Genomic DNA, 22,976 nt, shown 5'->3' on the forward strand with positions numbered 1-22,976 from the left:
TGAACGAGCGGCGAGGGCGTGGCTTCTTCTTCCCCATGCTCTCCATGATGGACATCATCCTTACCGGGGCCGAAGCCCCTGATCAGGGGTGTCCGTCAAAGCGAATCAAGCCCAAGTCGCGACGCTCTGTGATCACTGGAGGACCTGTGTCCGTGCTGCTTCACGGGGCCGACAAGGACGTTGAGCAGACCGGCGAGCGGGATCACGTCCCGGGGCCCTGGTGGGCGGACCTCGGAACATGGGGTGCGGTCGCACTGATCGTCTTCGGGGGAGTCGCGGCGGCGTGGGTCTTTTTCCGGCTGCCCGGAACCCCAGAGGAACTGGCGGCTGGCTACCACCAGGCCGCCAGGGTCATCGCCATCGGCCTGGTGGCTGTGGGATGCACCTTGTTGGGACGCCGTCGCGCCCGGGCCGCAGCCATCGACGAGCCGAACGAGCAGGAACGCGCCTGACGCCACCGGCCGGTGAGCAACGGCATGCGGCGGCGGCGACTTCCTGGACGGCGACGACAGCGCGCGGTTCCTGAGCACGTCGACCACTACGACGTCGTCGCCGATGAGGCCGCGCCGGGTCCATGCGAGAGGGCGCGACGTCACGCAGGCAGGGAGGCGAGCCAGCCGGTCAGAAGCCGGTTGATCTCCGCTGGGCGCTCCTGCTGGATCCAGTGGCCGCAGCCGTCGAGCAGGTGCGAGGAGACCAGGCCAGGCAGGGTGGCGGGGAACGCCTCGATCGCGTCGGCCAGCCACACGGTGGAGGCGTCCATGCTGCCGCCGGCGAACAGGGACGGCTGGGTGATCGGGACGCCGTCGAGATCGGCGAGTTCCTCCCAGTCCCGGTCCATGTTGCGGTAGCGGTTCAGCGCGCCGCTCAGGCCGGTCCGCTCGAACTCCCCCGCGAAGACGTCGAGGTCGTCCTCGCCGAGCCAGGCCGGCAGCCGGCCGGCCGGGAACCGGTCGCGGAGCGTCCCGCCCGCACTGACGAAGTGCGGGTCGGGCGCGCCGGGCGCGGGCATGGTGTCGCCGGAGAACGCCGCGTAGAACCCGGCGAGCCACCCGCGCACGTCGGGTTCGACCTCGGCCTCGGCCCGGCCGGGTTCCTGGAAGTAGGAGACGTAGATCTCCTCGTCCCGGCCCATCTGCGCGAAGATCTCGCTGGGCCGAGGTCCGCCACGCGGGGCGTACGGCACGCTGAGCAGCCCCACCGCCCGGAAGACGTCGGGCCGGACCAGGGCCGAGTTAGCGGCAATGGTCGCGCCCCAGTCGTGGCCGACGATCACCGCGGACCGCTCGCCCAGGGCGTGCACCACCGCGGCCTGGTCCGCCACCAGTTCCAGCATCCCGTACGCGGCCACACTGTCGGGCCTGGACGAGCGGCCGTAGCCGCGCACGTCGACGGCCGCCGCCCGGTACCCGGCGGCGGCCAGCGCCGGGAGCTGGTGGCGCCAGGAGTACCAGGACTCCGGGAAGCCGTGTACGAGCAGCACCAAGGGCCCCGCGCCCTGCTCGACCAGATGGATCCGGCCGGCCGGGGAGGGCACCAGTCGGTGCGTGAAGTCCTTGGCACTGAACGACATGGATCCTCCGGATCTGTGGTTCTGCGAGGGGACGGCAAGGCCCAGGCCTTGCCGGAACGGCCGCGTGACGGCCTCGGGTCGATCATGCGTCATGTGCCGTGCGACCGGGATACTGTGTTGCTGCTTTGGCAAACCGCAGCCCGGACGTGCGGCGCAACCTATGCCACACGCGCTCGCACATGCTCGTCGAACGCGGAGAGAACGCCTTCGGGCAGGAGCCCAGGGCCGTCATGGCCCTGGGCCGCACGGTTTTCCAGCGGTGCTCCCCTGAGGACGGCCGAGCGGGAGACCGCCGGGCAGGCCGAAGAGACGACAGGCGGATGGGCGGATGCAACGGGGCGCACGTTGCGCGAGCGTCCCGCCGTGACTGTGCGGCCTCAGGCGGTTGGGCCTCCAGAGCGGTCGTCAGAAGATGGACCAGCCGGTGAGGGTGGTGAAAGTGTCGAGGGCCGCGAGAGCGGCGGTGGAGTTGCCGTGCACGTTCAGGGCGGGTCCCCAGGCGCACAGCGTGCAGCGGCCCGGGATGACGGCGAGGATGCCGCCACCGACACCGCTCTTGGCCGGCAGGCCGACGCGGTGGGCGAATTCGCCCGCCTCGTCGTAGGTGCCGCCGACGAGCATGACGGCGTTGATCCGCTTGGCCTCGCTGCGGGTGAGCAGGCGGCTGCCGTCGGCCCGCACGCCATGGCGGGCCAGGAACCGGGCGGCCAGGGCGAGGCTCTGGCAGGTCATGGTGATCGAGCACTGCAGGTGGTAGTGGTGCAGCACCGTGGGGACGCGGTTGGCGAGGCGGCCGTGGTCTGCGAGCAGGTGGGCCAGGGCGGCGTTCCGGTGCCCGTGGCGGCGTTCGGAAGCGGCGATGTGCAGGTCGAAGCCGACGGCCTGGTCGCCACTCTCGGCGCGCAGGAAGTCCAGGAGCGCGCCGCTGGCGTCGCCCGTCAGGGTGTGCAGCCGGTCCGTCACCACCAGGGCGCCGGCGTTGACGAAGGGGTTCCGGGGCAGGCCCCGGTCCCGCTCCAGCTGGGACAGCGAGTTGAACGGAGAACCGGACGGCTCCTTGCCGACCTAGGTCCACAGGGCGTCGCCGTCGACTGCCAGGACCAGTGCGAGGGTGAAGGCTTTGGAGACGGACTGGATCGAGAACGGCGACTGCCACTGCCCGACGCCGTCCAGGTGGGCGGGCTCGGCGAGGTCGGCGACGGCGAAGCCGAAGGCAGTCGGGTCCGCACCGGCCAGGGCAGGGATGTAGTCGGCGACCTTTCCCGTCCCAGCGGCGGGCCGGGCCGAGTCGGCGATCTCTTCGAGCACGGCACGGTAGTCCACGGCCACCCCCCGCTCCGCCACACCACGTCATCGTCGGTGGCGCATCAAGGATGCGCCTCCCGCCCGAGCGGGGGGAAGACCTCGTGCGGCCAACCGGATAGAGTAACGGTGTGAGTTCATGGCGTCACGGAAAGTCGCGCAGATGGATCACCGCCTCGCCCGGCCTCACCCTGACCCGTCGGCCCGGATCCTGGGCATCGACGAGCTCACCTGCGGCACCACCGTCATCAAGTGCATGGGGCGGACGTATACCGCAACCGCGTCCGACGGCACCGTCCACCTCCACGACAGCACCGACATCACCCGCCCCCGCATCCTCGGCACCGCCCGCCCGGCTACCGGCACCTGGACGATCCACGACCTTCACGGAACCGCCCTCACCCACACCAGCGACCTGCTGCACGCCCTGGCCCTGCTGTGACAGCACCAGTGGCCGCCCCGCGACCAGGAGACGTGAGGCGCATCCGGGGCCCGCGCGGTCGCTGTGCGGCCCGCGCGGGGATCGTCGCACACGTCGGTTATGAGGATCCCCGGACCACGGGGTGGACCCGTGTGCTTCTACGAGGAGGAGACGCGCTGGTGCGGCCTCGACTCGGTGCGCGAGCCGGCCGCCCGAGGGCGGGCCAGGACCTGCTCCCCATGCCTTGCAGCGCCGTCGGGCCCACACGCGATCACCGCACCTGGTTGACCATGTCCTCGACGGCCGTGATGACGACGTCGGGACGGTCGACGGGGATGTCGTGTGAACTGTGGTCGGCCACGACCAGGTGCCGGTTGGGTGCGGCGTTGACGAACTCCTGCTGGGCCTGGCGCCACAGTTGTGCGTCGTCGGCGGTGGGGAAGGGCGTCGTGGCGGACACGATCGCGGTGGCGGGGACGGCCGCGGGCCAGCTCATCCCGTGGTAGGCGAGGTGGACCGGCCCGTAGTCGTCCGCCTCGTCGAGGAGTTGACGGGTCGCCGGGGTGAGTGGCTGGCCCTTGAGCGCGCCGATCTGCTGCTGGTTCATGGCGACGATCTTGTCGGTCTCCGCCGTGGTGTAGAACGGTGGGAGGCTCGCGTCCACCAGGACCGCTCCGGCCACGGCGTCGGGGTGCGCCTTGACGAAGTAGGTGGCGATCTCCCCGGCCAGCGAATGCGACACCAGGACCACGTTCTTCGTGACGCCGAGCTGCGCCAGCCCCGCGGCGAGATCCGATGCGGCGTTCGGAGCCCGCCACGGCCCGGGGACGTAGGGGCTCTGCCCCTCGCCGGAGCGGATGACGGGCAGGCGGTTGCCGCCGGGCGTCACGTGGAAGGCGAGGGTCGCCGACGGCGGCACGGTGATGGACCCGGAGGTGGTGACCGCACTGCTCGGCCGCCGCTCGGCCGACCCGCCCCTGCAGGCGCTGACCCCACGTGAGCGCGAAGTGCTGGCCCTGATGTCCGAGGGGCGCTCCAACGCGGCCATCGCCGCCCGGATGTTCATCACCGAGAAGTCCGTCAGCAAACACAGCAACAGCATCTTCCTCAAACTCGGCCTGGAGCAGTCCGGGGAGGACAACCGCCGAGTCCTCGCCGTCCTCGCCTACCTCCAGGCCTGAGCACGAGCACCGGGACACGCACCGACCGCGCCGTGGTCATCGTCCGAGGCGAACTCGGCTGACTCCCGAACGAGAGTTCTCGTAGACCGCGGCGCTGATCCCTGCCCCGGGGCGTCGTCAACGATGAGCACCGAGAGGACGCACTGGACGTGCGTCATCGGACACCGTACGACTGACCGCCATCCGGGCTACCGGCAGGACCGTGACTTTCGTACGTCGATGAACGAGCTGGCATGTGGTCAGGCGCGGATGGCAGGAGCGGTTGCCGTGCCGGTACGACCGCTTCTCGGCGGGGCGGTGCGCGTCGAGGCGCGCCCGGAACTTGAAGCAGGCCTTGACCGCAACTCTCCTGGGTGTACTACCCCGCCGCTGAAAGCGACGGATCGAATCAGCAACGCCTCAACGACGCCGCGCTGCTGGCGCGCTGACGCATCGGGAGGTGCGCGGGGTGCAGCCGGTGTCTCACAAATGTTCGCCTGTGAGAGTTCTGCGATGCGGGGCCGTGGTCCGGTGCGGATGGGCGGAAACCGCGGCCGGCGCCTTGTGGCGGACTACCGCCGCGCTGACGGGAGTCGGCGGATGAGCTACCTGGAAGCCTCCCACCACGCCGACATCTTCGTCCCGCACGCCTTCCCCGAGCAGACCGTCGACCTCGGCGAAATCCGCATGAACTACGCGGTAGCCGACGACGATTCCAACCCCGCGCTGCTGCTCATCCCCGCGCAGACCGAGTCGTGGTGGGGCTACGAGAAGGCGATGCGGCTTCTCGCCGACCGGTACCAGGTCTACGCGGTCGACCTGCGCGGCCAGGGCCGTTCGACCTGGACCCCCGGCCGCTACAGCCTCGACATCATCAGCGGCGACCTCGTCCGGTTCATCGACCGCGTCATCACCCGCCCGGTCATCGTCAGCGGGCTGTCGTCCGGCGGGACAATCGCCGCATGGCTCTCCGCCTTCGAGCCCCCGGACAAGTGCTCGCGGCGGTCTATGAGGACGCACCACGAAACGGTCACCGACTGGCTGGCCACACTACGTTTCCGCAGGTCAGAGGCACCCCGAGTAGTCGTAGTACAGCTCGAACTCCTGCGGATGGGAGCTGAGAGCAATCGGAGCGGGTCTCAGTCCGGATCCTCCGGGGCGATCTGTGGGTGATCCCGGCAGGGGCTCGCCCTGGGTGTCCGGGCGCCTGGGTGGAAGGCATGCGGCGTCCGGTGGGCGGCTGCCCCGACCGGCCGCGATCTACGCCAGCCGCCCCATCCCGACCTTTTGACAAAACGATGCGTTTCCCGGCCCGCCGACTGGCCGCTCCACCTCGAATGGTCCGGCGCGCTGCCCTTGTACGGTGCAGCCCAGCGATAGCCGATGCCGGCCTCGACTCCGTCCTGAGCATGCGGGCGTTGACCGGGGCGGCCATGCCTGGGCATCTCATCGTCCGTCAGCGCTATAGGAGTTGACCGAAGTCGAAGACCGCGGTGACGGGTGCGTGGTCGGACCAGCGTTCGGCGTGTGAGGCGGGGCGCTCGACGTACGCCTCGATGCAGGTGGCCGCGAGCCCCTGACTGGCCGTCAGAAGGTCGATCCTCCAGCCGGAGTCGTTGTCGAAGGCGCGGCCGCGGTAGGACCACCAGGAGTAGGGGCCGGTGCGGTCGGGGTGGAGGGCGCGGACGACGTCGACGTAGCCGGCCTCGTCGTAGACGCGGGAGAGCCAGGCGCGTTCCTCGGGGAGGAAGCCGGCGGACTTCTGGTTGGCCTTCCAGTTCTTGAGGTCCTCGGGGCGGTGTGCGATGTTCCAGTCGCCGCAGACGACGACCTCGCGGCCGTCGGCGGCGGCGCGGGTGCGCAGGGCGGTGAGGTGGACGAGGAATTCCGCCATGAAGCGTTCCTTCTCGTCCTGGCGCTCGGTGCCGACCTCGCCGGAGGGGAGGTAGAGGCTGGCGACGGTCAGGCCGGGAAGGTCGATTTCGACGTACCGGCCCGAATTGTCGAATTCCTCCGACCCGAATCCGATCGTCGTCCGCTGCGGCTCGGCGCGGGACAGGATGGCGACGCCGGCCCGGCCCTTGGTGGCGGACGGGGCCCAGACCGCGTGCCAGCCGTCCAGGTCGCGCAGCTCGACGGGCAGTTGCCCGGGCTCGGAGCGCACCTCCTGCAGGCAGATCACGTCCGCCTCGGTGGCGGCGAGCCACTCGATGAAGCCCTTCTTGGCGGCGGCCCGGATTCCGTTCACGTTCACACTCGTCACCACGATCACCCGGGCAGCCTACCGAGTGGATGCGCACGGTCCGTGCCGTGACGCGCGCCCGTCGTTGAATGACGTGAACGCGACATGAACCCGTGCGACGGTCGCGCCAACCCGTGTCATTGGTCTTGACCATCTCCGGACGATGCACCTAGGGTCGCTTACTGCAAAGACCTTTAATAAAGAAGGGCGGATAAAGGCCCACTTTCCCACCTGCCGCAACAGCGGACAGTGGGCCCGCGATCCGCCCTCCTTCCCGCCCTCCTCTCCGGCAGGGCGGGACTCGACAGGGTGGAGGACACGGTGGGGACGACAGGGCAGCTCACGTCGGTACCGGAACCGAAGTACTGGCACCTGCGCACGGTGCTGCTCCGCGCCATCGACTCGGAGTTCTCCACCGGCCAGGTGCTGCCCAACGAGCGCGAGCTCGCCGCCCGCTTCGGCGTCGCCCGCGCGACGCTGCGCCAGGCGCTCGACCAGCTGGAGCTGGAGGGCCGTCTGGTCCGCCGCCGTGGCATCGGCACCCTGATCGCCGCCCCCCGCGTCGGCATGCCGGTCAACCGGCAGGAGGAGGGCTGGCCCGGAGCCGGGCGCAGCCAGGCCTGGCGTACGGTCGACTGCACCACAGCCCCGGCCTCCGCGCAGCTCGCGAAGCACCTGGGCATCGCCGAGGGCGCCACCGTGCACACTGTCCGCCGGGTCCGCCTGGTCGAGGGCCGGGCGATGGCCACCGAGTCGCTGCACGTGCCCGCCTCCGCGCTCCCGCACCTGCCCGGCTTCCGCGCCGAGAGCGACCGGGCCCGCTCGGTGCTGCGCCAGCTGGAGCGCCTGGAGGTGGACGGCGAGTCCCGCTCGGTCGAGCTGGGGGTCGCCGAGGCCGACGAGGCCGTCCTGCTGGAGCGCCCGCCGGGTTCGCCGGTGCTGGTGATGACCACCCAGTACGCCTCGGCCGGCCGCCTGGTGGCGCTCGCCGTCGCCACCTACCGCGCCGACACCTGCAAGCTCACCTTCGGCGAGGCCGGCCTCGTCGCGGTCACCCCGGTCGCCGCCTCCTCCGAGGTGCGCACCGCCTCCTGAACCGCATCGCACCCAGCCCCATGACCCGGGACGCCCCAACAGGCGCCCGGGTCATGGTCGTTGACGTACGTGAAGTATCGGGGCCCCTCAGGCCCTCGGCGGGTCGACGGCGAAGAGCTGGTCCTCGACGTGGTCGAGGGCGACGCGCAGGGCGCCCATCGCGACGACCTCCGACCCGAGCGCGGCCAGGGCCACCTCGGGCGCGCGGAGCGTGAACTCGGCGAGCCGCTCGCGCAGCGGCTCCAGGACGCCGTCGAGCCCGGCGGCCCACCCGCCGACCACGACGAGGCGCGGGTCGATGGCGAGGACGAGGGCGGCCACGGACTGCACGAGGCGGGTGAGGAAGCGGTCCATGGCGACCTTGGCCACCTCGTCGCCCTCGCGCGCGAGCCGCAGGACGCGGGCGACGGCCGCCTCGTCGAGCGGGTCGAGGGGCTTTCCGGTGGTGGACAGGAGCCGCTCGGGGGTGACCTCCTGGCCGAGCAGGTGCAGCGCGCCGATCTCGCCGGCGGCGCCGCCGTGACCGCGGTGCAGCCGGCCGTTGATGAGCGAGCCGGCGCCGGGGCTGAGGCCGGCCATGACGAAGACGACGTCGTCGGCGCCGACCGCCGCGCCCTGCCAGTGCTCGGCGATGGCGGCGAGGTTGGCGTCGTTCTCGATCAGCACGGGGCAGCGGAACGAGCGGCGCAGCCGGACGCCGAGGTCGAGGCCGGTCCAGCCGGGCATCGCGGTGCCGAGCCGGATGGTGCCCTCGCGGTCGACGATGCCGGGGGTGCCGACGCCGACGGCCCACAGGTTGTCGCGGGAGATGCCGGCCTTGCGCAGCGCCTCGGCGACGGCGGTGCGGACGGCGGTGAGCCGGTCCTCGGCCTCCAGGGTCTCGTCGACGGGCTTGAAGTGACTGCCCACCACCTCGCCGGTGAGGTCGGCGAGGATGACGCGGATGTCGTGCACGCCGATCTCGATGCCGAGGGTGTGTCCGGCCTCGGCGCGGAAGCGGAACCAGCGGGCGGGCCGGCCGCGGCGTCCGGTGCCCGACCGGCCGTCCTCCCTGGGCTGGTCGACCTCGGCGACGAGCCCGGTGCCGACGAGTCCCTCGATGACGCCCTCGACGGTGGGCCGGGAGAGACCGGTCTCGCCGACGAGCTGAGTGAGGGTCACGGCGTGGCCGGCCCGCAGGGCCCGGAGCGTGACCGCCGCGTTGATCCGCCGCAGCAGTGAGGAGTCCCCGCCGGTGAGCCGATCCGCCAACACGATGCCCTTCGCCGTTCGCGCGACTGCCCTGGCGCGCGGTGTCGAGTGAGTTCGGAGACGAGCCCGTGCCGGATGCTACCCGTGTGCGGGGCGGCCGGGCGAGAATCTTCGCAGCTCATCCCGGCGTCGGTATCGAAATGGTACGCACCGGGTGGCGGTGCGTGATCAGGGCTTCACCGCGCGGGCACGAAGCGGGGTCGGCGTGCGGGGAGGACTGGGGCATGCCCTTGGTCGTAAGGGCGGCTCAGGGCACGCGGGCGACGAACAGGTGCTGGCCGAGCAGGCCCATCGGGTGCCCGTCCTCGGGCAGGGCGAGGACGGTCGCGCAGCCCGCCGCCGTCAGCGCCGCGCGCCAGTGCTCGGCGGGGGCGGACGCCGCGGCCGGGAGGGTGTCGGGCTCGGCGGTGACGAGCATGTCGAGGTGCTCCTCCGTCGCGGCGACGAGCAGCAGCCGCCCGCCCGGTGCCAGCAGGCGGACCAGTTCGGCGGCGGTGGTGTCCGGGGCGCCGGCCCCGGTGGCGACGACGACGTCGAACCGGCCGCCGTCGGGCAGCGGGTGGTGCTCGACGACCTGGCGGGGACGGGCGGACAGGGCGCGGGCGATCGCGGTGTCGGTGCCGTCGCCGTCGCTGAGCTCCAGGACCCGCAGCGGCGCGGGCCCGTCATGGGTCTCGGCCATGCCGCGGACGAGCGAGCCGAGCGCCGCGCCGAGGTAGCCGCGGGTGGCGGCCCAGCGGACCGGGGGGACGGCCGGACGGGACGGCTCCTGGCCGGTGATCCGGCGGGGGAGACGGACGGCGGCGCGCCGGACCCGGTCGAGGGCGGCGGCCGGGCCGAGCCCGTCGGCCCAGGCGTCGGCGGCGGGGCGCCAGGTCTCGCGGACCTCGGCGGCGGCGAGCGGCGGCGCGCCCCGGTAGTGGTCGCCGTGGCGGGTGATCAGGCCGTGCCGGGCGAGGGTGTCGAGCCAGCGCAGCACCTGGGGGCGGTAGGCGGGGGTGACGACGACGGTGTCGAGGATCTCGGCCTCGGTGTGCCCGGTGGCGGGGTCGGTGAGGACGCCGTACTGCTGGAGGGCCAGCAGGAGCGAGACGAGGACGGCGTGGTCGAGGTGCCGGCCGAAGTCGCGGATCTGCTCGGCGGTGATGCCGATCGCGTGCTTCCAGGCGGCGCTCGCGGCGGTCTCGACCGCGGCGCGCAGCCGGTGCTCGGCGGCCTCGGCGTCGCTGTGCGGCTCGCGCAGGTGGGCGACGACGGCGCCGAGCGCGTCGACGGCGGCGTAGACGTCGTCCTGCCGGGGCTCGGGGCCGACGTGCAGGACGAGGCGCAGCGCGGAGAGGTCGTACGCGGCGAGGCCGGGTACCCGGATGAGGCGCCAGAGCAGGTCGGAGGGCAGCGTGAGGTGGGTGGTGCCGGTGGCGGCGAGGGCGGCGAGCTGCTCCTCGGGGCGCTGGTCGGGGTCGCCGCAGTGGACGGTGCCGCCGGCCAGGAGGGTGGCGAGGGCGAGTTCGACGGCGAGGCCGGTGGCCGGGTGGAGCAGGGTGTGTCTGATCGGCCTCGGGCCGAGGACGCCCGCCCAGTGCCGCAGCCGCTGCTCGGCGGCGCGTGCGGTGCCCGCGGACAGCGCGGCGTGTGCGGCGACCTCCGCGGCGACGGCTCCGGGCAGCCCGCCGGGCGCGGAGACGCCGAGCAGCATGCCGATGCCGCTGATCGAGCGGCCGCCGGCGACGACGGCGGGCCGGTCGCCGAGTTCGCGCAGCGCGCTGACCAGGGCGGGAGTCGTGGGCAAGGTGATCACTCCGGGTGGGCAGGGTAAGCCGGACTACTGAACCATGCGGGGGAGCCGACCGAAGCCGCATCCGGGTAAAAATTCGTAATGATTTTCATATCAGGCAGTCAAGAAGTGGGGGCGCCGATGCCTTGACACCTGGGCGTGGGGCCTGGGTTACTGACCCCGGAGTCACCCGTACCGAACGATCGGTAGGGCTTCCCCGAGGTCCGGCCGACCTGCCGAGGAGCGACGATGACCAGCAGTGCGCCCGATACGCCCGACACGCCGAAGCGCCTCGGCGAGCCGATCCCGCCCGGACTGCTGGACGCCGGCGAGCGCATGACCGTCGACGAGCTGCGCGCCCACCAGCTGGTCCGCCTCCGGGCCACCCTGCGGCACGCGTACGACAACGTGGAGCTGTACCGCCGCAAGTTCGACGCCGCCGGGGTCGGGCCCGAGGACTGCCGCAGCCTGGCGGACCTCGCCCGCTTCCCGTTCACCACCAAGGCGGACCTGCGCGAGGGCTACCCGTTCGGCCTGTTCGCCGTCCCGATGGGGCGGGTCCGCCGGATCCACGCCTCCAGCGGCACCACCGGACGCCCGACCGTGGTCGGCTACACCGAGAACGACCTGTCGATGTGGGCCGACGTCGTCGCCCGCTCGATCCGCGCCGCCGGCGGCCGGGCCGGGCACAAGGTGCACATCGCGTACGGCTACGGGCTGTTCACCGGCGGGCTCGGCGCGCACTACGGAGCCGAGCGGGCCGGCTGCACGGTGATCCCGGCGTCCGGCGGCATGACGGCGCGGCAGGTGCGGATCATCCAGGACTTCCGGCCCGAGATCATCATGGTCACCCCGTCCTACATGCTCACGCTGCTGGACGAGTTCGAGAAGCAGGGGATCGACCCGCGCGGCACCTCGCTGCGGATCGGGATCTTCGGTGCGGAGCCGTGGACGGAGGAGATGCGGTGCGAGATCGAGGAGCGGCTCGACCTGCACGCCGTCGACATCTACGGCCTGTCGGAGGTGGTCGGGCCCGGCATCGCGCAGGAGTGCGTGGAGACCAAGGACGGCCTGCACGTCTGGGAGGACCACTTCTACCCGGAGGTCGTGGACCCGCTGGCCGATCAGCCGGGGGCCGACGCGGTGCTGCCGGAGGGCGCGGGCGGCGAGCTGGTCTTCACCTCGCTCACCAAGGAGGCGCTACCGGTGATCCGGTACCGCACGCGCGACCTCAGCCGGCTGCTGCCGGGCACCGCGCGCCCGGCGTTCCGGCGGATGGAGAAGGTCACCGGGCGCAGCGATGACATGATCATCCTGCGCGGGGTGAACGTCTTCCCGGCCCAGATCGAGGAGATCCTGCTGCGCACCCCGGGCGTCGCGCCGCACTTCCAGCTGCGGCTGAGCCGGCAGGGGCGGATGGACGCGATGGCGGTGCGCGTCGAGGCGCGCCCGGATGCGCCGGCCGGGCTGCGCGTGGCGGCGGAGGCGGCGATCGTCCGGGCGGTGAAGGACGGGGTGGGCGTGACGGTCACGGCCGAGGTGGTCGAGCCGTACACGCTGGAGCGCTCGGTCGGGAAGATCAGGCGGGTGGTCGACGAGCGTGGGTGAAGCGCGCGGCGGGCGCGGTCGAGGCGCGCGGCGGGCGGGCATGACGCGGCGGAGGCGGACGGCAGTCCGGGGGGTGTGCCGTACGCCTCCGCGGCGTCTACAGCAATGTAGACGCTAGTTGCCGGGGCGTCCAGCCCGGCCCCGGCGCGTGCGGTCCGCCCGCGCCGCCCGCGCGGACAGGGCGAGGGCCAGCAGCATGACGACGGCCAGCGCCAGGCTCACCGGGCCGGTGCCCAGGCCCAGACCGCCCCGGTCCGAGCCGACACCCGCCCAGTCCGCGAACGAGGCACCCAGCGGGCGGGTGAGCACGTACGCCCACCAGAAGCCCGCCACCGGGCCCACCCAGCCGACACGCGCCGCGACCGCCGGGACGGCGATCAGCGCGGCGAAGGCCAGGCCGGCGACCAGGTAGCCGAGGTCCAGGGTGGCCGCCGACAGGTCGCCCACGGCGGTGCCCAGGGCGAAGGTCAGCAGCACGGCCGCCCAGTAGAACAGCTCCCGCCGAAGCCCGGTCACCCGGTCGATCGCCAGCGAGCCCTCCACCCGGTGCCAGAGCACGAACAGCGCGGCCAGCGCCACCGCCAGCGAGCCCGCCGACACCGCGTACGGCACGCCCAGCGCGACGTGCGCCACGTCGGCGACCATCGTGCCGAACACGCTCACCAGCACCACGACCGCCCAGTACACGCCGGGCACACAGCGGCGCAGCCGCAGCTGGACGGCGATCGCGACCGTGAACAGCAGGCCGGCGCCGGCCACCGCGGGCACCGGGCCGACGGTCTTGGCCAGGTAGTCGGAGAGCGTCTCGCCCATGCCGGTGGTGAGGATCTTCACCAGCCAGAACCAGGCGTCCACGGACGGGACCTTGTTCGCCCCGGTGGCCTCCCCGGCCCGGGTGTCCGGCCTCGTCGGTGCCGATCGCTCGGGCGTCGACTGCTGGAGCGTCGAGTTCCGGGCCACGTCAGCGGCCCGAGCCGTCGACGACGGTGTTGCCGGTCAGCTCGCCGCTCGCGCCGTCCACCGTCACCTGGTGCCGGACGCCGTCCGGGCCCACGACCACGACGGACCAGGCGGCGGTGCCGCCCTGCGCGGTGACCCGCTCCAGCGACTCGGCCCGGCCGCCGGGGACCGCGCCCTGCGCCTTCTCCAGCGCGGCCGAGGCGGCGACCGACGGGAGCGGGGCCGGGGCGGCGCCGTCGGCGTTCCCGTCCCGGCCGTGCCCGCCACCCTGCTCGCCGTCGCCCTGCCGGCCGCCGTGGTGGTGGCCCTGGCCGCCGTGCCCGCCCTTCCGGGCCTCGCCACCGTGCTCACCCTGGAAGCCGCCGTGCTCGCCGCCCCGGCCGCCGTGCTCGCCCTGGCCGTCCTGGCCGTCCTGGCCGTCCTGGCTGTCCTCGGCCCAGTTCATTGCCTGGTGGTGGCCCCGGCCGTGCTCGCCGTGCGTGGCCGCCAGCGCCAGCCCGCCCGCGCCGACCAGCGCGACCGCGGCCACCCCGGCCATGATCCGGCGCTCCCGCCCGGCCGCCCAGGCGCGCACCCGCGCCGCCGCCCGGCGCCGCTTCGCCGACGGCTGCGGAACTCCCTCGGCTCCGAGCTCGGCTCCGAATTCGGGGCCGAAGTCCGGGTCCTCCGGGCGCGGCGTGGTGGACGACGGGGAGTCGGTCATCGGTCGTTCTCCTTGCTTCGGCAGCTCCGCGCGCCCGGAACCGCCCGGGCCGCGCCCGGCGATCATGGCGGACCGTTCCTGAACCCCCGCTTAAGGTCGGTGAAGATCGCCAGGAGCCACCTGGCACCCTGAACGGATGCACATACTCGTCGTCGAGGACGAACAGCGGATGGCCACCGCGCTGCGCCGCGGCCTGGAGGCGGACGGCCACACCGTCGACACCGCCCACAACGGGCCCGAAGGCCTCGCCCTCGCCGACCGCCACCCCTACGACGTCATCGTCCTCGACATCATGCTGCCCGGCCTCAACGGCTACCGGGTCTGCGCCCGGCTGCGCGCGAACGGCTGCCGCGCCGGGATCCTCATGCTCACCGCCAAGGACGGCGAGTGGGACGAGGCCGAGGCCCTCGACACCGGCGCCGACGACTACCTGTCCAAGCCGTTCTCCTTCGTCGTGCTGCTCGCCCGCCTCCGCGCCCTGCACCGGCGCATCGACCAGCAGCGGCCCCGCCTGCACACCCTCGGCGACCTCGTCCTCGACGCCAACGCCCGCACCTGCACCCGGGCCGGCACCCCCACCCACCTCACCGCGCGCGAGTTCGCCATCCTGGAGCACCTCGCCGCCCGCGCCGGGACGGTCGTCTCCAAGCGCGAGATCCTCGACCACGTCTGGGACGCCGACCACCACGCCGACCCCAGCGTCGTCGAGGTCCACATCCACGCGCTGCGCCGCAAGATCGACGCCCCCTTCGGCCGCGCCGCCCTGCAGACCATGCGCGGCGCCGGCTACCGCCTCGACCCGGACGGCGGCTGAAGTGCCGCGCCGGATCCGGCGGTTCGTCCCCCGTACCGTCCGGGCCCGGGCCACCGCCGCCGCCGGCACGGTGCTCGGCGCGGCGCTCGCCCTCGCCAGCGCCGGACTGCTCGCCGTCCTGCACGCCGACCTCGTCGCCTCCGCCGCCTCGGCCACCCGCCAGCAGGCCGAGACCGTCGCCCAACTCGCCGCCCAGGGACGGCTCACCCCCGTCCTGCACACCGGCCACGGCACCGACTTCCTCCAGGTCGTCGACGCCCGCGGCACCGTCCTCGCCGCCAGCCCCAACCTGGCCGGGCGCCCCGCGATCACCCCTGCCAGGCGAACCGGCTCGCACACCACCGACGACGTCGACCCGCTCCTCGACCACCACCGCCAGCGCGTCACCGCCGTCACCGCCGACACCCCCGGCGGGCCCGTCACCGTCTACGCGGGCGCGTCGCTGCGCGCCGCCGACGAGGCCCTCGACATCACCCAGGCCGGCCTCGCCGTCGCCTGCCCGCTGCTGCTGCTCACCGGCGTCGTCGTCACCTGGAAGGTCACCGGGAACGCGCTGCGCCCGGTCGAGGCGATCCGCGCCGAGGTCGACGCCATCACCGGGCAGGACCTGCACCGCCGGGTGCCCGAGCCCGGTACCGCCGACGAGATCGCCCGGCTCGCCGCCACCATGAACGCGATGCTCGACCGGCTGGAGGCCTCCGGACGGCGCCAGCGCCAGTTCATCGCCGACGCCTCGCACGAACTCCGCAGCCCGCTCGCGGTGCTGCGCACCCAGCTGGAGGTGGCCGACACCCACCCCGACCCGGCGGTGCGGGCCGAGCTGGTGCACGGCGCGCTCCAGGACACCGACCGGCTGCAGAGCCTCGCCACCGACCTGCTGCTACTCGCCCGCCTCGACGCGGGCGGCGCCGACGACCGGCCCCGGCAGCGGGTCGACCTCACCGCGCTGGTCGCCGACACCGTGCTCGGCCGCCCGGCAGGACCGCTCCGGCGCACCACCGACCTCGCCCCGGGCGTCGCCGTCGACGGCATCCCGCTCTGGCTCGGGCGGCTGCTCACCAACCTGCTCGACAACGCCGAGCGGCACGCGGGCGCCGTCGTCCACGTGCGGCTGAGCGCGGACCACGCGCGGGGCGTGGCCGTCCTGGACGTCGAGGACGACGGCCCGGGCATCCCGGCCGCCGACCGGGAGCGGGTCTTCGAGCGCTTCACCCGCCTCGACGACGCCCGCAGCCGCGACGAGGGCGGCAGTGGGCTCGGCCTGCCGATCGCGCGCGACATCGCCCGCCACCACGGTGGCACGCTGGCGGTCGCCCCGAGCGGGACGGGCGCGCGTCTGACGGCGGAGCTGCCGCTGTCGGACGGACCGTAGGTACCCGTTCGGCGCACCTGGGGTCGTGGCGGCGGCCCGTCTTTCCCAGACTCGGAGGACAGGGGGTGGACTCGATTGGAGAGGCATCCCCATGAGCATCGGGCTTCGCCGCGTCCTCGCGGTGACCGCAGTGGTATTCCTCGGCCTCGGCGCGGCGTCCTGCGGCAGCGCCAAACAGGCGTCGTCCGGCGGCGGTTCGCCGGGCGGCGCCGGTGCGAGCGGAGCCGTGAGGATCGGCCTGCTGCTGCCGGAGAGCAAGACCACCCGCTACGAGCAGTTCGACCGCCCGCTGCTGGAGAAGAAGATCAAGGAGCTGGCGCCCCAGGCCCAGGTCGACTACTACAACGCCAACCAGGACGCGACCCTCCAGCAGACCCAGGTGGACACCGCCCTCACCAAGGGCGCCAAGGTGCTGATCCTGGACGCGGTGGACGCCAAGTCGATCCAGTCCTCCGTCCAGAAGGCCCACGACGCCGGCGTCAAGGTGCTCGCCTACGACCGCCTCGCGCAGGGGCCCGTCGACGCGTACGTGTCGTTCGACAACCACAAGGTCGGCGAGCTGCAGGGGCAGGCCCTGGTCGCGGCGGTGGGGAACAGGGCGAACGCCGGCTCGATCATCATGATCAACGGATCGCCCACCGACCCCAACGCGGCCGACTTCAAGGCCGGCGCGCACAGCGCGATCGACGGCAAGCTGAAGATCGGCAAGGAGTACGACACGCCCCAGTGGGACCCGAACACCGCCAACCAGGAGGCGGCCGCCGGGATCACCGCGATCGGCGCGAACAACGTCGTCGGCGTCTACTCCGCCAACGACGGCATGGCCGCCGGCATCGCGACCGCGCTCAAGGCGGCCGGCCTGAGCGTCCCGCTGACCGGCCAGGACGCCCAACTCGACGCCATCCAGCGGATCCTGGCCGGCACCCAGACCATGACGATCTACAAGCCGTTCAAGCCGGAGGCCGACGCCGCCGGCCAGATGGCCGTCGCCCTCGCCTCCGGCAAGCCGCTGGACTCCACCCTCGCGCCGACCACCGTCACCAACGGCAGCGGCAACAAGGTGCCGGCCAACCTGATCACGCCGATCGTCGTCAACAAGGACAACATCAAGACCACCGTGGTCCAGGACGGCCTCTACACCGTCGCCCAGATCTGCACGCCGGACTACGCCGCCGCCTGCAAGTCCGCCGGCCTCGCGTAGCGGCGTCCCCACGAGAGCAGGCCCCGCCTCCATCACCGAGGCGGGGCAAGGGAGTTGGTCACTGTGGCAGGTGAGACCGTACTGGCCCTGCGCGGGGTCTCCAAGCGGTTCGGCGCCGTCCAGGCGCTCACCGACATCGAACTGGAGGTGCACGCCGGCGAGGTGCTCGCGCTGGTCGGCGACAACGGCGCCGGCAAGTCCACCCTGGTCAAGGCGATCGCCGGGGTCCACCAGCCGGACGGCGGCACGATCGAGTGGGAGGGCCGGCCGGTGGGCATCCACCGCCCGCAGGAGGCCCAGCAGTTGGGCATCGCCACCGTCTACCAGGACCTCGCGCTGTGCGACAACCTGGACGTGGTCGGCAACCTCTTCCTCGGCCGGGAGATCCGGCGCTTCGCGACCCTCGACGAGGTCGCGATGGAGAAGCGCGCGCGGTCGCTGCTCGACACCCTCTCCATCCGCATCCCGAGCGTGCGGATCCCGGTCGCCTCCCTCTCCGGCGGCCAGCGGCAGGTGGTCGCGATCGCCCGCGCGCTGATCGGCTCGCCCAAGGTCGTCATGCTGGACGAGCCCACCGCGGCGCTCGGCGTCGAGCAGACCGCGCAGGTCCTCGACCTGGTCGAGCGGCTGCGCGACCAGGGCCTCGGTGTGATCCTCATCAGCCACAACATGGCGGACGTGATGGCCGTCGCGGACACCGTCGCGGTGCTGCGCCTGGGCCGCAACAACGGCGTCTTCGACAAGCTCTACACCAATCAGGAACAGATCATCTCGGCCATCACCGGCGCCACGGACAACGCCGTGACCCGTCGGCAGGCCCGCGGCCAGGAGGGTTCCCAGTGAGCGAGAACATTCCCGGGAGCCTGCAGGGAGGCGGGCCCGAGCGGCCGCGCCGCCGCCGCACCCCGCTGCCCGAGGACAGCATGCCCAAGGGCGGCGTCAACGCGCCCGTCCCGGTGGCGCCCGAGGCGATCCCGGCGGTGGACCCGCGGCTGATCGTCCGCCAGGAGGGCATCAAGGGCTACCTCGGCGAGTTCCGCCGCCGGCTCAGCAGCGGCGAACTCGGTTCGCTGCCGGTCGTGTTGGCGCTGATCGTGATCTGGGCCGTGTTCGGCAGCCTCAACAGCAGCTTCCTGTCCGCGCAGAACCTGTCGAACCTGTCGCAGCAGATCGTCGGCACCGGCATGATCGCGATCGGCGTCGTGTTCGTGCTGCTGCTGGGTGAGATCGACCTGTCGGTCGGCTCGGTCAGCGGCCTGTGCGCGGCGCTGTTCGCGGTCCTCAACGTCACCCACGGGGTCAACCAGTGGGTGGCGTTGCTGGTCGCCGTCGCGGGCGGGGCCGGCGTCGGGCTGATCCAGGGCGTGTTCTTCGCCAAGGTCGGCGTGCCGGCGTTCGTCGTCACCCTCGCCGGAAACCTCGGCTGGAACGGCCTGATGCTCCAGGTGCTCGGCGCCACCGGCACCGTCAACCTGTCCGGCGAGGACATCGTCTCCCGGCTCTACAGCACCATCTACGGCCAGCAGATCGCCGCGTACGGCACGGCCGCCGTCGGCGTCGTGCTGTTCGTCGGCGCCTCGCTGGTCGACGCGCGCCGGCGCCGCGCCGCCGGGGTGCCGTACCGGCCGATGACGGACATCGTGCTGCGGACCGTCCTGCTCGCGATCGTCGCCTTCCTCGCCGCCTACACGCTCAACCAGTACAAGGGACTGCCGCTCGCGCTGCTGATCTTCCTGATCTTCATCGTGGTGCTGGACTTCGTGCTGCGCCGCACCGGCTACGGCCGCCAGGTGTTCGCGCTCGGCGGCAACATCGAGGGCGCCCGGCGCGCGGGCATCAACGTGGCCTGGATCCGGATCAGCGTGTTCACCATCTGCTCGGCCATGGCGGCGGTCGGCGGCCTGTTCCTGGCGGCGCAGATCCAGTCGGCCAGCCAGACCTCCGGCGGCGGCAACCTGCTGATGAACGCGATCGCCGCGGCCGTCATCGGCGGCACCAGCCTGTTCGGCGGGCGCGGCAAGACCTGGTCGGCGCTGCTGGGCGCGCTGGTGATCGGCTCGATCCAGTCCGGGATGAACATCGAGGGCCTCAGCAACGCGATCCAGTTCATGATCACGGGTGCGGTGCTGCTCGCCGCCGTCGTGGTCGACTCGCTGGCCCGGCGTACCCAGAAGGCCGCCGGTCGCGCGTGAGCACCGCCCGCGCGGCTCTATGCTGCGGGGCATGCTGCGCACTCTTCAGCCAGAGACGGATCTCGCGTTCATCCTCCGCGAGACCGAGCTGGCGCCCGTCCCGTTCGTCCCCGAGATCCGCCTGCACATGGCGCAGGACGCCATCGCCCTCTGGGAGACCACGGAGAAGGCGCGTGGCGAGGCCGGACTGCCGCCGCCGTTCTGGGCGTTCGCGTGGGCGGGCGGGGTGGCCGTCACCCGGTACGTCCTGGACCACCCGGAGCTGGTCGCCGGGCGCGACGTGCTCGACATCGCCGCCGGGTCGGGCGTGGTGGGCGTCGCCGCCGCGCTGAGCGGAGCCGCTTCGGTGCGCGCCGCCGAGATCGACGCCTACGCGGTCGCCGCGATCGGGCTCAACGCCGAGGCCAACGGCGTCCGGGTGCAGGGCGCCCTGGTGGACCTGGTCGACGGCGACGGCGCCCCGGCGGACGTCGTGCTCGCCGGGGACGTCTTCTACGAACGGGCCATGGCCGCCCGCTTCCTGCCCTTCCTCGAACGGGCCGCCGCACGCGGCGCCACCGTCATCGTCGGGGACCCCGGCCGCGCCTACCTGCCCCGGGAGCGGTTCACCGCGCTGGCCGCGTACGAGGTGCCGGTGGTCGCCGACCTGGAGGACACGGCGGTCAAGACCACGACGGTGTGGCGGCTCGGCCGCCGGCGTTCGCGTTGACGTTCGCGTTCACATGCGCGTTCACGTGGTGAAGTTCGCGGTGCCGGGGTGGCGGGGCCTGGTGGACACGGTCGCCTGACCGATGACATCGCCCTGCGCACCGCCGGACCCGGCGAGACACCCGCCCTGCTCGCGCTGTGGGCCCGTGCCGCCAAGGGCACCGCTCTGAGGCCGGCTCAGCCGCGCAGGTCGGCCAGCCAGGCCTCGACGGCGTCGGCGTGGCGGGGGAGGGCGGCGGAGAGGTTCTCGTTGCCGTCCTCGGTGACGAGGATGTCGTCCTCGATGCGCACGCCGATGCCGCGGTACTCGGCGGGGACGGTCAGGTCGTCCTCCTGGAAGTAGATGCCCGGCTCGACGGTGAGCACCATGCCCGGCTTCAGCGGGCCGTCGACGTGGTCCTCGGTGCGGGAGAGGGCGCAGTCGTGGACGTCGATGCCGAGCATGTGGCCGGTGCCGGCCAGGGTGAAGCGGCGGTGCAGGCCCAGCTCGTAGACCTTGTCGGCGGAGAGGTCGCCGAACAGGCCCCAGGAGGTGAGGTGTTCGGCGAGCACCCGCTGGGCGGCGTGGTGGAAGTCACGGAACATGCCGCCCGGCCGGACGGCGGCGATGCCGGCCTCCTGGGCCGCGTACACGGCGTCGTAGACCTTCCGCTGGAGCTCGTCGAACCGTCCGTTGACCGGGAGGGTCCGGGTGATGTCGGCGGTGTAGAGCTCGTTGGTCTCCACGCCCGCGTCGAGCAGCAGGAGTTCGCCCGGCTTCGCCCGGCCGTCGTTGCGCACCCAGTGCATGGTGGTGGCGTGGGGGCCCGCGGCGGCGATCGTGCCGTAGCCGACGTCGTTGCCCTCGACCCGGGCGCGGACGAAGAACGTGCCCTCGATCAGGCGCTCGGCGGTCTCGGTGTCGGTGCCGAGCACGCGCACCACGTCCTCGAATCCGCGGGCGGTGGCCTCGCACGCGAAGCGCAGCTCGGCGATCTCGAACTCGTCCTTCACCAGGCGCAGTCCGGAGAGGAAGGCGCGGAACTCCTCGTCGCGCTCGGCGGTGACCTTGTCCCGCAGTGCCTCCTCCACCCCGGCGTCGTGCCCGCGCAGGACGCGGACCGGGCCGGTGACGGCGCGCAGGTCGGACCGGACGGCCCGGACGTCGCGGCAGGGCAGGCCCAGCAGGCGCTCGTTCTCGGTGAGGCTGTTGCGGCGGCCGTCCCACAGCTCGCCGTGGGTGTCGAGCCAGAACTCGCCGTTCTCGCGGTCGGACCGGTCGCGGAGGTGGACGGTGGCGTCACCGGAGGGGGAGAGGACGAGGACGCCGTCCTGGGACCGGTCACCGGTGAGGTAGACGTAGTCGGAGGACGGGCGGAACGGGTAGTCCGTGTCGTTGGCGCGGACCTTGGGGTTGCCGGCCGGGACGACCAGCGTCTCGCCCGGGAAGGCGGCGGCCAGTACGGCGCGGCGGCGGGCGGTGTGCGCGGCCTGCGGGATCGGCGCGAGCCCGCCGCGCTCGGTGTCGGCCCAGCCCCGGCGCATGTTCTCGGCGAGTTCCTCGGTGACGCCGCGGGTCAGGCCGTTCTTGCGGTACTTGATGGTGTCGGCCGGCCGGGACTCGGTGGGCTGGGTGGGCTCGGTCACTGCCGCCTCCTGGGTCGGGACAGGTCGGGTCGAGTCGGTGCGGTGCGCGCTGCTGCGATCGGCACAGCGCGTCCCGTACGGTATACCGAACGAAGATCGGAGAGAAGGGGATATCGAGTGGCCGACTCCGAGGGATCCGTCCGGGGCGTGCTCGCCGCCAACCTGAAGCGCGTGCGGGCCGAGCGCGGCCTGTCCCTGTCCGAACTCTCGCGGCGGGCCGGGATCGGCAAGGCGACGCTCTCCCAGCTGGAGTCCGGCACCGGAAACCCGACCCTGGAGACGGTGTTCGGGCTGGCCCGGGTGCTCGGCGTGCCGATCTCCGACCTCGTCGACGGCGCTCCGGGCGGCGGGGTCACGGTGGTCCGCGCCGCCGACGTCGAGCCGCTCAGCGGGGCCGGCGTCGACCTGCGGCCGCTGCGCCGGATCGAGGCCGGGGACTCGGTGTTCGAGGTGTACGACCAGCAGGTGCGGCCCGGCGGCACGCAGGACTCGGCCGGGCACGCCGGCACCGAGCACACCGTCGTCCAGGCGGGGCGGCTCGGCGTGCGGGTGAACGGATGCGAGGTCGAGCTGGGGCCGGGGGACTACGTCGGCTTCGACGCCTCGCTGCCGCACGCGTACACCGCGCTGGACGGGGAGGCGGTGCGCTCGGTGCTGCTCCTGCACTTCCGGGCGGAGCAGCGGCTGCACGTGGCGGATCCGCTGGAGCACTGACCGCGCCGTTCGGTAAAGCGTACGCCTGGGCCGATGGATCGGCCCGGCCCGGGCGCACGTGAGTGGGTCAGAAGGTGACGATCTGCAGGTACGTGCCGGGGCTGTCGGTGATGCTCACAGCGGGACGCTCGCGCGCAGGGATCCATGGCATGGCAGCGGAGTGAGGCTGTGCCATGCCCGGGGCGCCGCGAGGGCTGTTCGCCGACTGTTTTCGGTGGCAGTCGCTCCGGCCCCCCACTCCCCTGTGGTGGGGGGCCGGA

General features: G+C 72.8%; 20 protein-coding genes and 2 pseudogenes. 13 read left to right on the forward strand and 9 right to left on the reverse strand.

Features of this window, described 5'->3' with window-relative positions; genetic code table 11:
* Positions 1-452: hypothetical protein (locus tag ACWCXH_RS12350; protein ID WP_449801349.1), on the forward strand; the 452-nt coding region annotated here is incomplete at its 5' end.
* Positions 453-592: 140 nt separating this feature from the next.
* On the opposite strand, the gene ACWCXH_RS12355 is transcribed toward ACWCXH_RS12350, so the two are convergent.
* A complete protein-coding gene (locus ACWCXH_RS12355) occupies positions 593-1,573 on the reverse strand; it encodes an alpha/beta fold hydrolase (protein ID WP_449801350.1) in 981 nt (326 codons plus the stop codon).
* A 405-nt stretch (positions 1,574-1,978) separates the two neighbouring features.
* Positions 1,979-2,896 (reverse strand): annotated as a pseudogene (locus tag ACWCXH_RS12360) (glutaminase).
* 142 nt (positions 2,897-3,038) lie between these two features.
* On the opposite strand from ACWCXH_RS12360, the gene ACWCXH_RS12365 reads away from it, so the two are divergent.
* Complete coding sequence (locus ACWCXH_RS12365; RefSeq protein ID WP_449801351.1) at positions 3,039-3,317, forward strand: hypothetical protein; 279 nt, start codon at positions 3,039-3,041, stop codon at positions 3,315-3,317.
* A gap of 250 nt (positions 3,318-3,567) precedes the next feature.
* Here ACWCXH_RS12365 and ACWCXH_RS12370 read toward each other — a convergent pair whose 3' ends face one another.
* Positions 3,568-4,215, reverse strand: coding sequence for an alpha/beta fold hydrolase (locus ACWCXH_RS12370; protein WP_449801352.1), 648 nt, complete (start codon positions 4,213-4,215; stop codon positions 3,568-3,570).
* Here ACWCXH_RS12370 and ACWCXH_RS12375 point away from each other — a divergent pair.
* Both ACWCXH_RS12375 and ACWCXH_RS12380 read left to right on the forward strand, forming a co-directional pair.
* A pseudogene (locus ACWCXH_RS12375) lies at positions 4,196-4,477 on the forward strand (helix-turn-helix domain-containing protein); the annotation flags it as partial. The gene ACWCXH_RS12370 and the pseudogene ACWCXH_RS12375 sit on opposite strands and share 20 nt — an antisense overlap.
* Positions 4,478-5,056: 579 nt before the next feature.
* On the forward strand, positions 5,057-5,629 hold the full coding sequence (locus ACWCXH_RS12380; protein ID WP_449801353.1) for an alpha/beta fold hydrolase: 573 nt from the start codon (positions 5,057-5,059) through the stop codon (positions 5,627-5,629).
* Between the two features lie 289 nt (positions 5,630-5,918).
* Here the strand turns inward: ACWCXH_RS12380 and ACWCXH_RS12385 are convergent, their stop codons facing one another.
* Positions 5,919-6,728: an exodeoxyribonuclease III gene (locus ACWCXH_RS12385; protein ID WP_449801354.1), complete on the reverse strand. Its 810-nt coding sequence runs from the start codon at positions 6,726-6,728 to the stop codon at positions 5,919-5,921.
* A 291-nt stretch (positions 6,729-7,019) separates the two neighbouring features.
* On the opposite strand from ACWCXH_RS12385, the gene ACWCXH_RS12390 reads away from it, so the two are divergent.
* Complete coding sequence (locus ACWCXH_RS12390; RefSeq protein ID WP_449801355.1) at positions 7,020-7,793, forward strand: GntR family transcriptional regulator; 774 nt, start codon at positions 7,020-7,022, stop codon at positions 7,791-7,793.
* Positions 7,794-7,880: 87 nt separating this feature from the next.
* Here ACWCXH_RS12390 and ACWCXH_RS12395 read toward each other — a convergent pair whose 3' ends face one another.
* Together ACWCXH_RS12395 and ACWCXH_RS12400 are read right to left on the reverse strand one after the other, a co-directional pair.
* The gene (locus ACWCXH_RS12395; protein WP_449801356.1) at positions 7,881-9,044 is read right to left on the reverse strand and encodes an ROK family protein; all 1,164 of its coding nucleotides are present in this window, start codon (positions 9,042-9,044) and stop codon (positions 7,881-7,883) included.
* A gap of 247 nt (positions 9,045-9,291) precedes the next feature.
* Positions 9,292-10,833 carry a hypothetical protein gene (locus ACWCXH_RS12400; protein ID WP_449801357.1) on the reverse strand — a complete coding sequence of 514 codons (1,542 nt, stop codon included), beginning with the start codon at positions 10,831-10,833 and terminating at the stop codon, positions 9,292-9,294.
* Between the two features lie 234 nt (positions 10,834-11,067).
* Between ACWCXH_RS12400 and paaK the strand changes: the two genes are divergently transcribed.
* Positions 11,068-12,426 (forward strand): phenylacetate--CoA ligase PaaK, encoded by a 1,359-nt coding sequence (gene paaK / locus ACWCXH_RS12405; protein WP_449801358.1) that lies wholly within the window; start codon positions 11,068-11,070, stop codon positions 12,424-12,426.
* A gap of 114 nt (positions 12,427-12,540) precedes the next feature.
* Here paaK and ACWCXH_RS12410 read toward each other — a convergent pair whose 3' ends face one another.
* Together ACWCXH_RS12410 and ACWCXH_RS12415 are read right to left on the reverse strand one after the other, a co-directional pair.
* Complete coding sequence (locus ACWCXH_RS12410; protein WP_449801359.1) at positions 12,541-13,386, reverse strand: COG4705 family protein; 846 nt, start codon at positions 13,384-13,386, stop codon at positions 12,541-12,543.
* 1 nt (position 13,387) lies between these two features.
* On the reverse strand, positions 13,388-14,089 hold the full coding sequence (locus ACWCXH_RS12415) for a hypothetical protein (protein ID WP_449801360.1): 702 nt from the start codon (positions 14,087-14,089) through the stop codon (positions 13,388-13,390).
* A gap of 136 nt (positions 14,090-14,225) precedes the next feature.
* Here ACWCXH_RS12415 and ACWCXH_RS12420 point away from each other — a divergent pair, with 136 nt between their 5' ends.
* The 6 genes from ACWCXH_RS12420 (at position 14,226) to ACWCXH_RS12445 (ending at position 20,377) form a co-directional block, all read left to right on the forward strand.
* The gene (locus ACWCXH_RS12420) at positions 14,226-14,903 is read left to right on the forward strand and encodes a response regulator transcription factor (RefSeq protein WP_449801361.1); all 678 of its coding nucleotides are present in this window, start codon (positions 14,226-14,228) and stop codon (positions 14,901-14,903) included.
* A 1-nt stretch (position 14,904) separates the two neighbouring features.
* A complete protein-coding gene (locus ACWCXH_RS12425; protein WP_449801362.1) occupies positions 14,905-16,275 on the forward strand; it encodes an ATP-binding protein in 1,371 nt (456 codons plus the stop codon).
* A 91-nt stretch (positions 16,276-16,366) separates the two neighbouring features.
* Positions 16,367-17,476 carry a sugar ABC transporter substrate-binding protein gene (locus ACWCXH_RS12430; RefSeq protein ID WP_449801363.1) on the forward strand — a complete coding sequence of 370 codons (1,110 nt, stop codon included), beginning with the start codon at positions 16,367-16,369 and terminating at the stop codon, positions 17,474-17,476.
* A gap of 63 nt (positions 17,477-17,539) precedes the next feature.
* On the forward strand, positions 17,540-18,319 hold the full coding sequence (locus ACWCXH_RS12435) for an ATP-binding cassette domain-containing protein (RefSeq protein ID WP_449801364.1): 780 nt from the start codon (positions 17,540-17,542) through the stop codon (positions 18,317-18,319).
* Positions 18,320-18,399: 80 nt separating this feature from the next.
* Positions 18,400-19,668: a sugar ABC transporter permease gene (locus ACWCXH_RS12440; RefSeq protein ID WP_449801556.1), complete on the forward strand. Its 1,269-nt coding sequence runs from the start codon at positions 18,400-18,402 to the stop codon at positions 19,666-19,668.
* Between the two features lie 31 nt (positions 19,669-19,699).
* Positions 19,700-20,377: a class I SAM-dependent methyltransferase gene (locus ACWCXH_RS12445; protein WP_449801365.1), complete on the forward strand. Its 678-nt coding sequence runs from the start codon at positions 19,700-19,702 to the stop codon at positions 20,375-20,377.
* A 176-nt stretch (positions 20,378-20,553) separates the two neighbouring features.
* Here the strand turns inward: ACWCXH_RS12445 and ACWCXH_RS12450 are convergent, their stop codons facing one another.
* Positions 20,554-22,002 carry an aminopeptidase P family protein gene (locus ACWCXH_RS12450; RefSeq protein WP_449801366.1) on the reverse strand — a complete coding sequence of 483 codons (1,449 nt, stop codon included), beginning with the start codon at positions 22,000-22,002 and terminating at the stop codon, positions 20,554-20,556.
* 117 nt (positions 22,003-22,119) lie between these two features.
* Here ACWCXH_RS12450 and ACWCXH_RS12455 point away from each other — a divergent pair, with 117 nt between their 5' ends.
* Positions 22,120-22,716, forward strand: a complete 597-nt coding sequence (locus ACWCXH_RS12455) for a helix-turn-helix domain-containing protein (protein ID WP_449801367.1) — start codon at positions 22,120-22,122, stop codon at positions 22,714-22,716.
* Positions 22,717-22,976: the final 260 nt, after the last annotated feature.

It is taken from the genome of Kitasatospora sp. NPDC001660 (assembly GCF_053596725.1).

What these genes read in the sequence shown, in the direction of transcription:
- ACWCXH_RS12445 (WP_449801365.1), top strand. Translation starts at nt 19,700, where the DNA reads ATGCTGCGCACTCTTCAGCCAGAGACGGATCTCGCGTTCATCCTCCGC.
- ACWCXH_RS12430 (WP_449801363.1), top strand. Translation starts at nt 16,367, where the DNA reads ATGAGCATCGGGCTTCGCCGCGTCCTCGCGGTGACCGCAGTGGTATTC.
- ACWCXH_RS12420 (WP_449801361.1), top strand. Translation starts at nt 14,226, where the DNA reads ATGCACATACTCGTCGTCGAGGACGAACAGCGGATGGCCACCGCGCTG.
- ACWCXH_RS12380 (WP_449801353.1), top strand. Translation starts at nt 5,057, where the DNA reads ATGAGCTACCTGGAAGCCTCCCACCACGCCGACATCTTCGTCCCGCAC.
- ACWCXH_RS12365 (WP_449801351.1), top strand. Translation starts at nt 3,039, where the DNA reads ATGGATCACCGCCTCGCCCGGCCTCACCCTGACCCGTCGGCCCGGATC.
- ACWCXH_RS12440 (WP_449801556.1), top strand. Translation starts at nt 18,400, where the DNA reads ATGCCCAAGGGCGGCGTCAACGCGCCCGTCCCGGTGGCGCCCGAGGCG.
- paaK (WP_449801358.1), top strand. Translation starts at nt 11,068, where the DNA reads ATGACCAGCAGTGCGCCCGATACGCCCGACACGCCGAAGCGCCTCGGC.
- ACWCXH_RS12415 (WP_449801360.1), bottom strand. Translation starts at nt 14,089, where the DNA reads ATGACCGACTCCCCGTCGTCCACCACGCCGCGCCCGGAGGACCCGGAC.
- ACWCXH_RS12355 (WP_449801350.1), bottom strand. Translation starts at nt 1,573, where the DNA reads ATGTCGTTCAGTGCCAAGGACTTCACGCACCGACTGGTGCCCTCCCCG.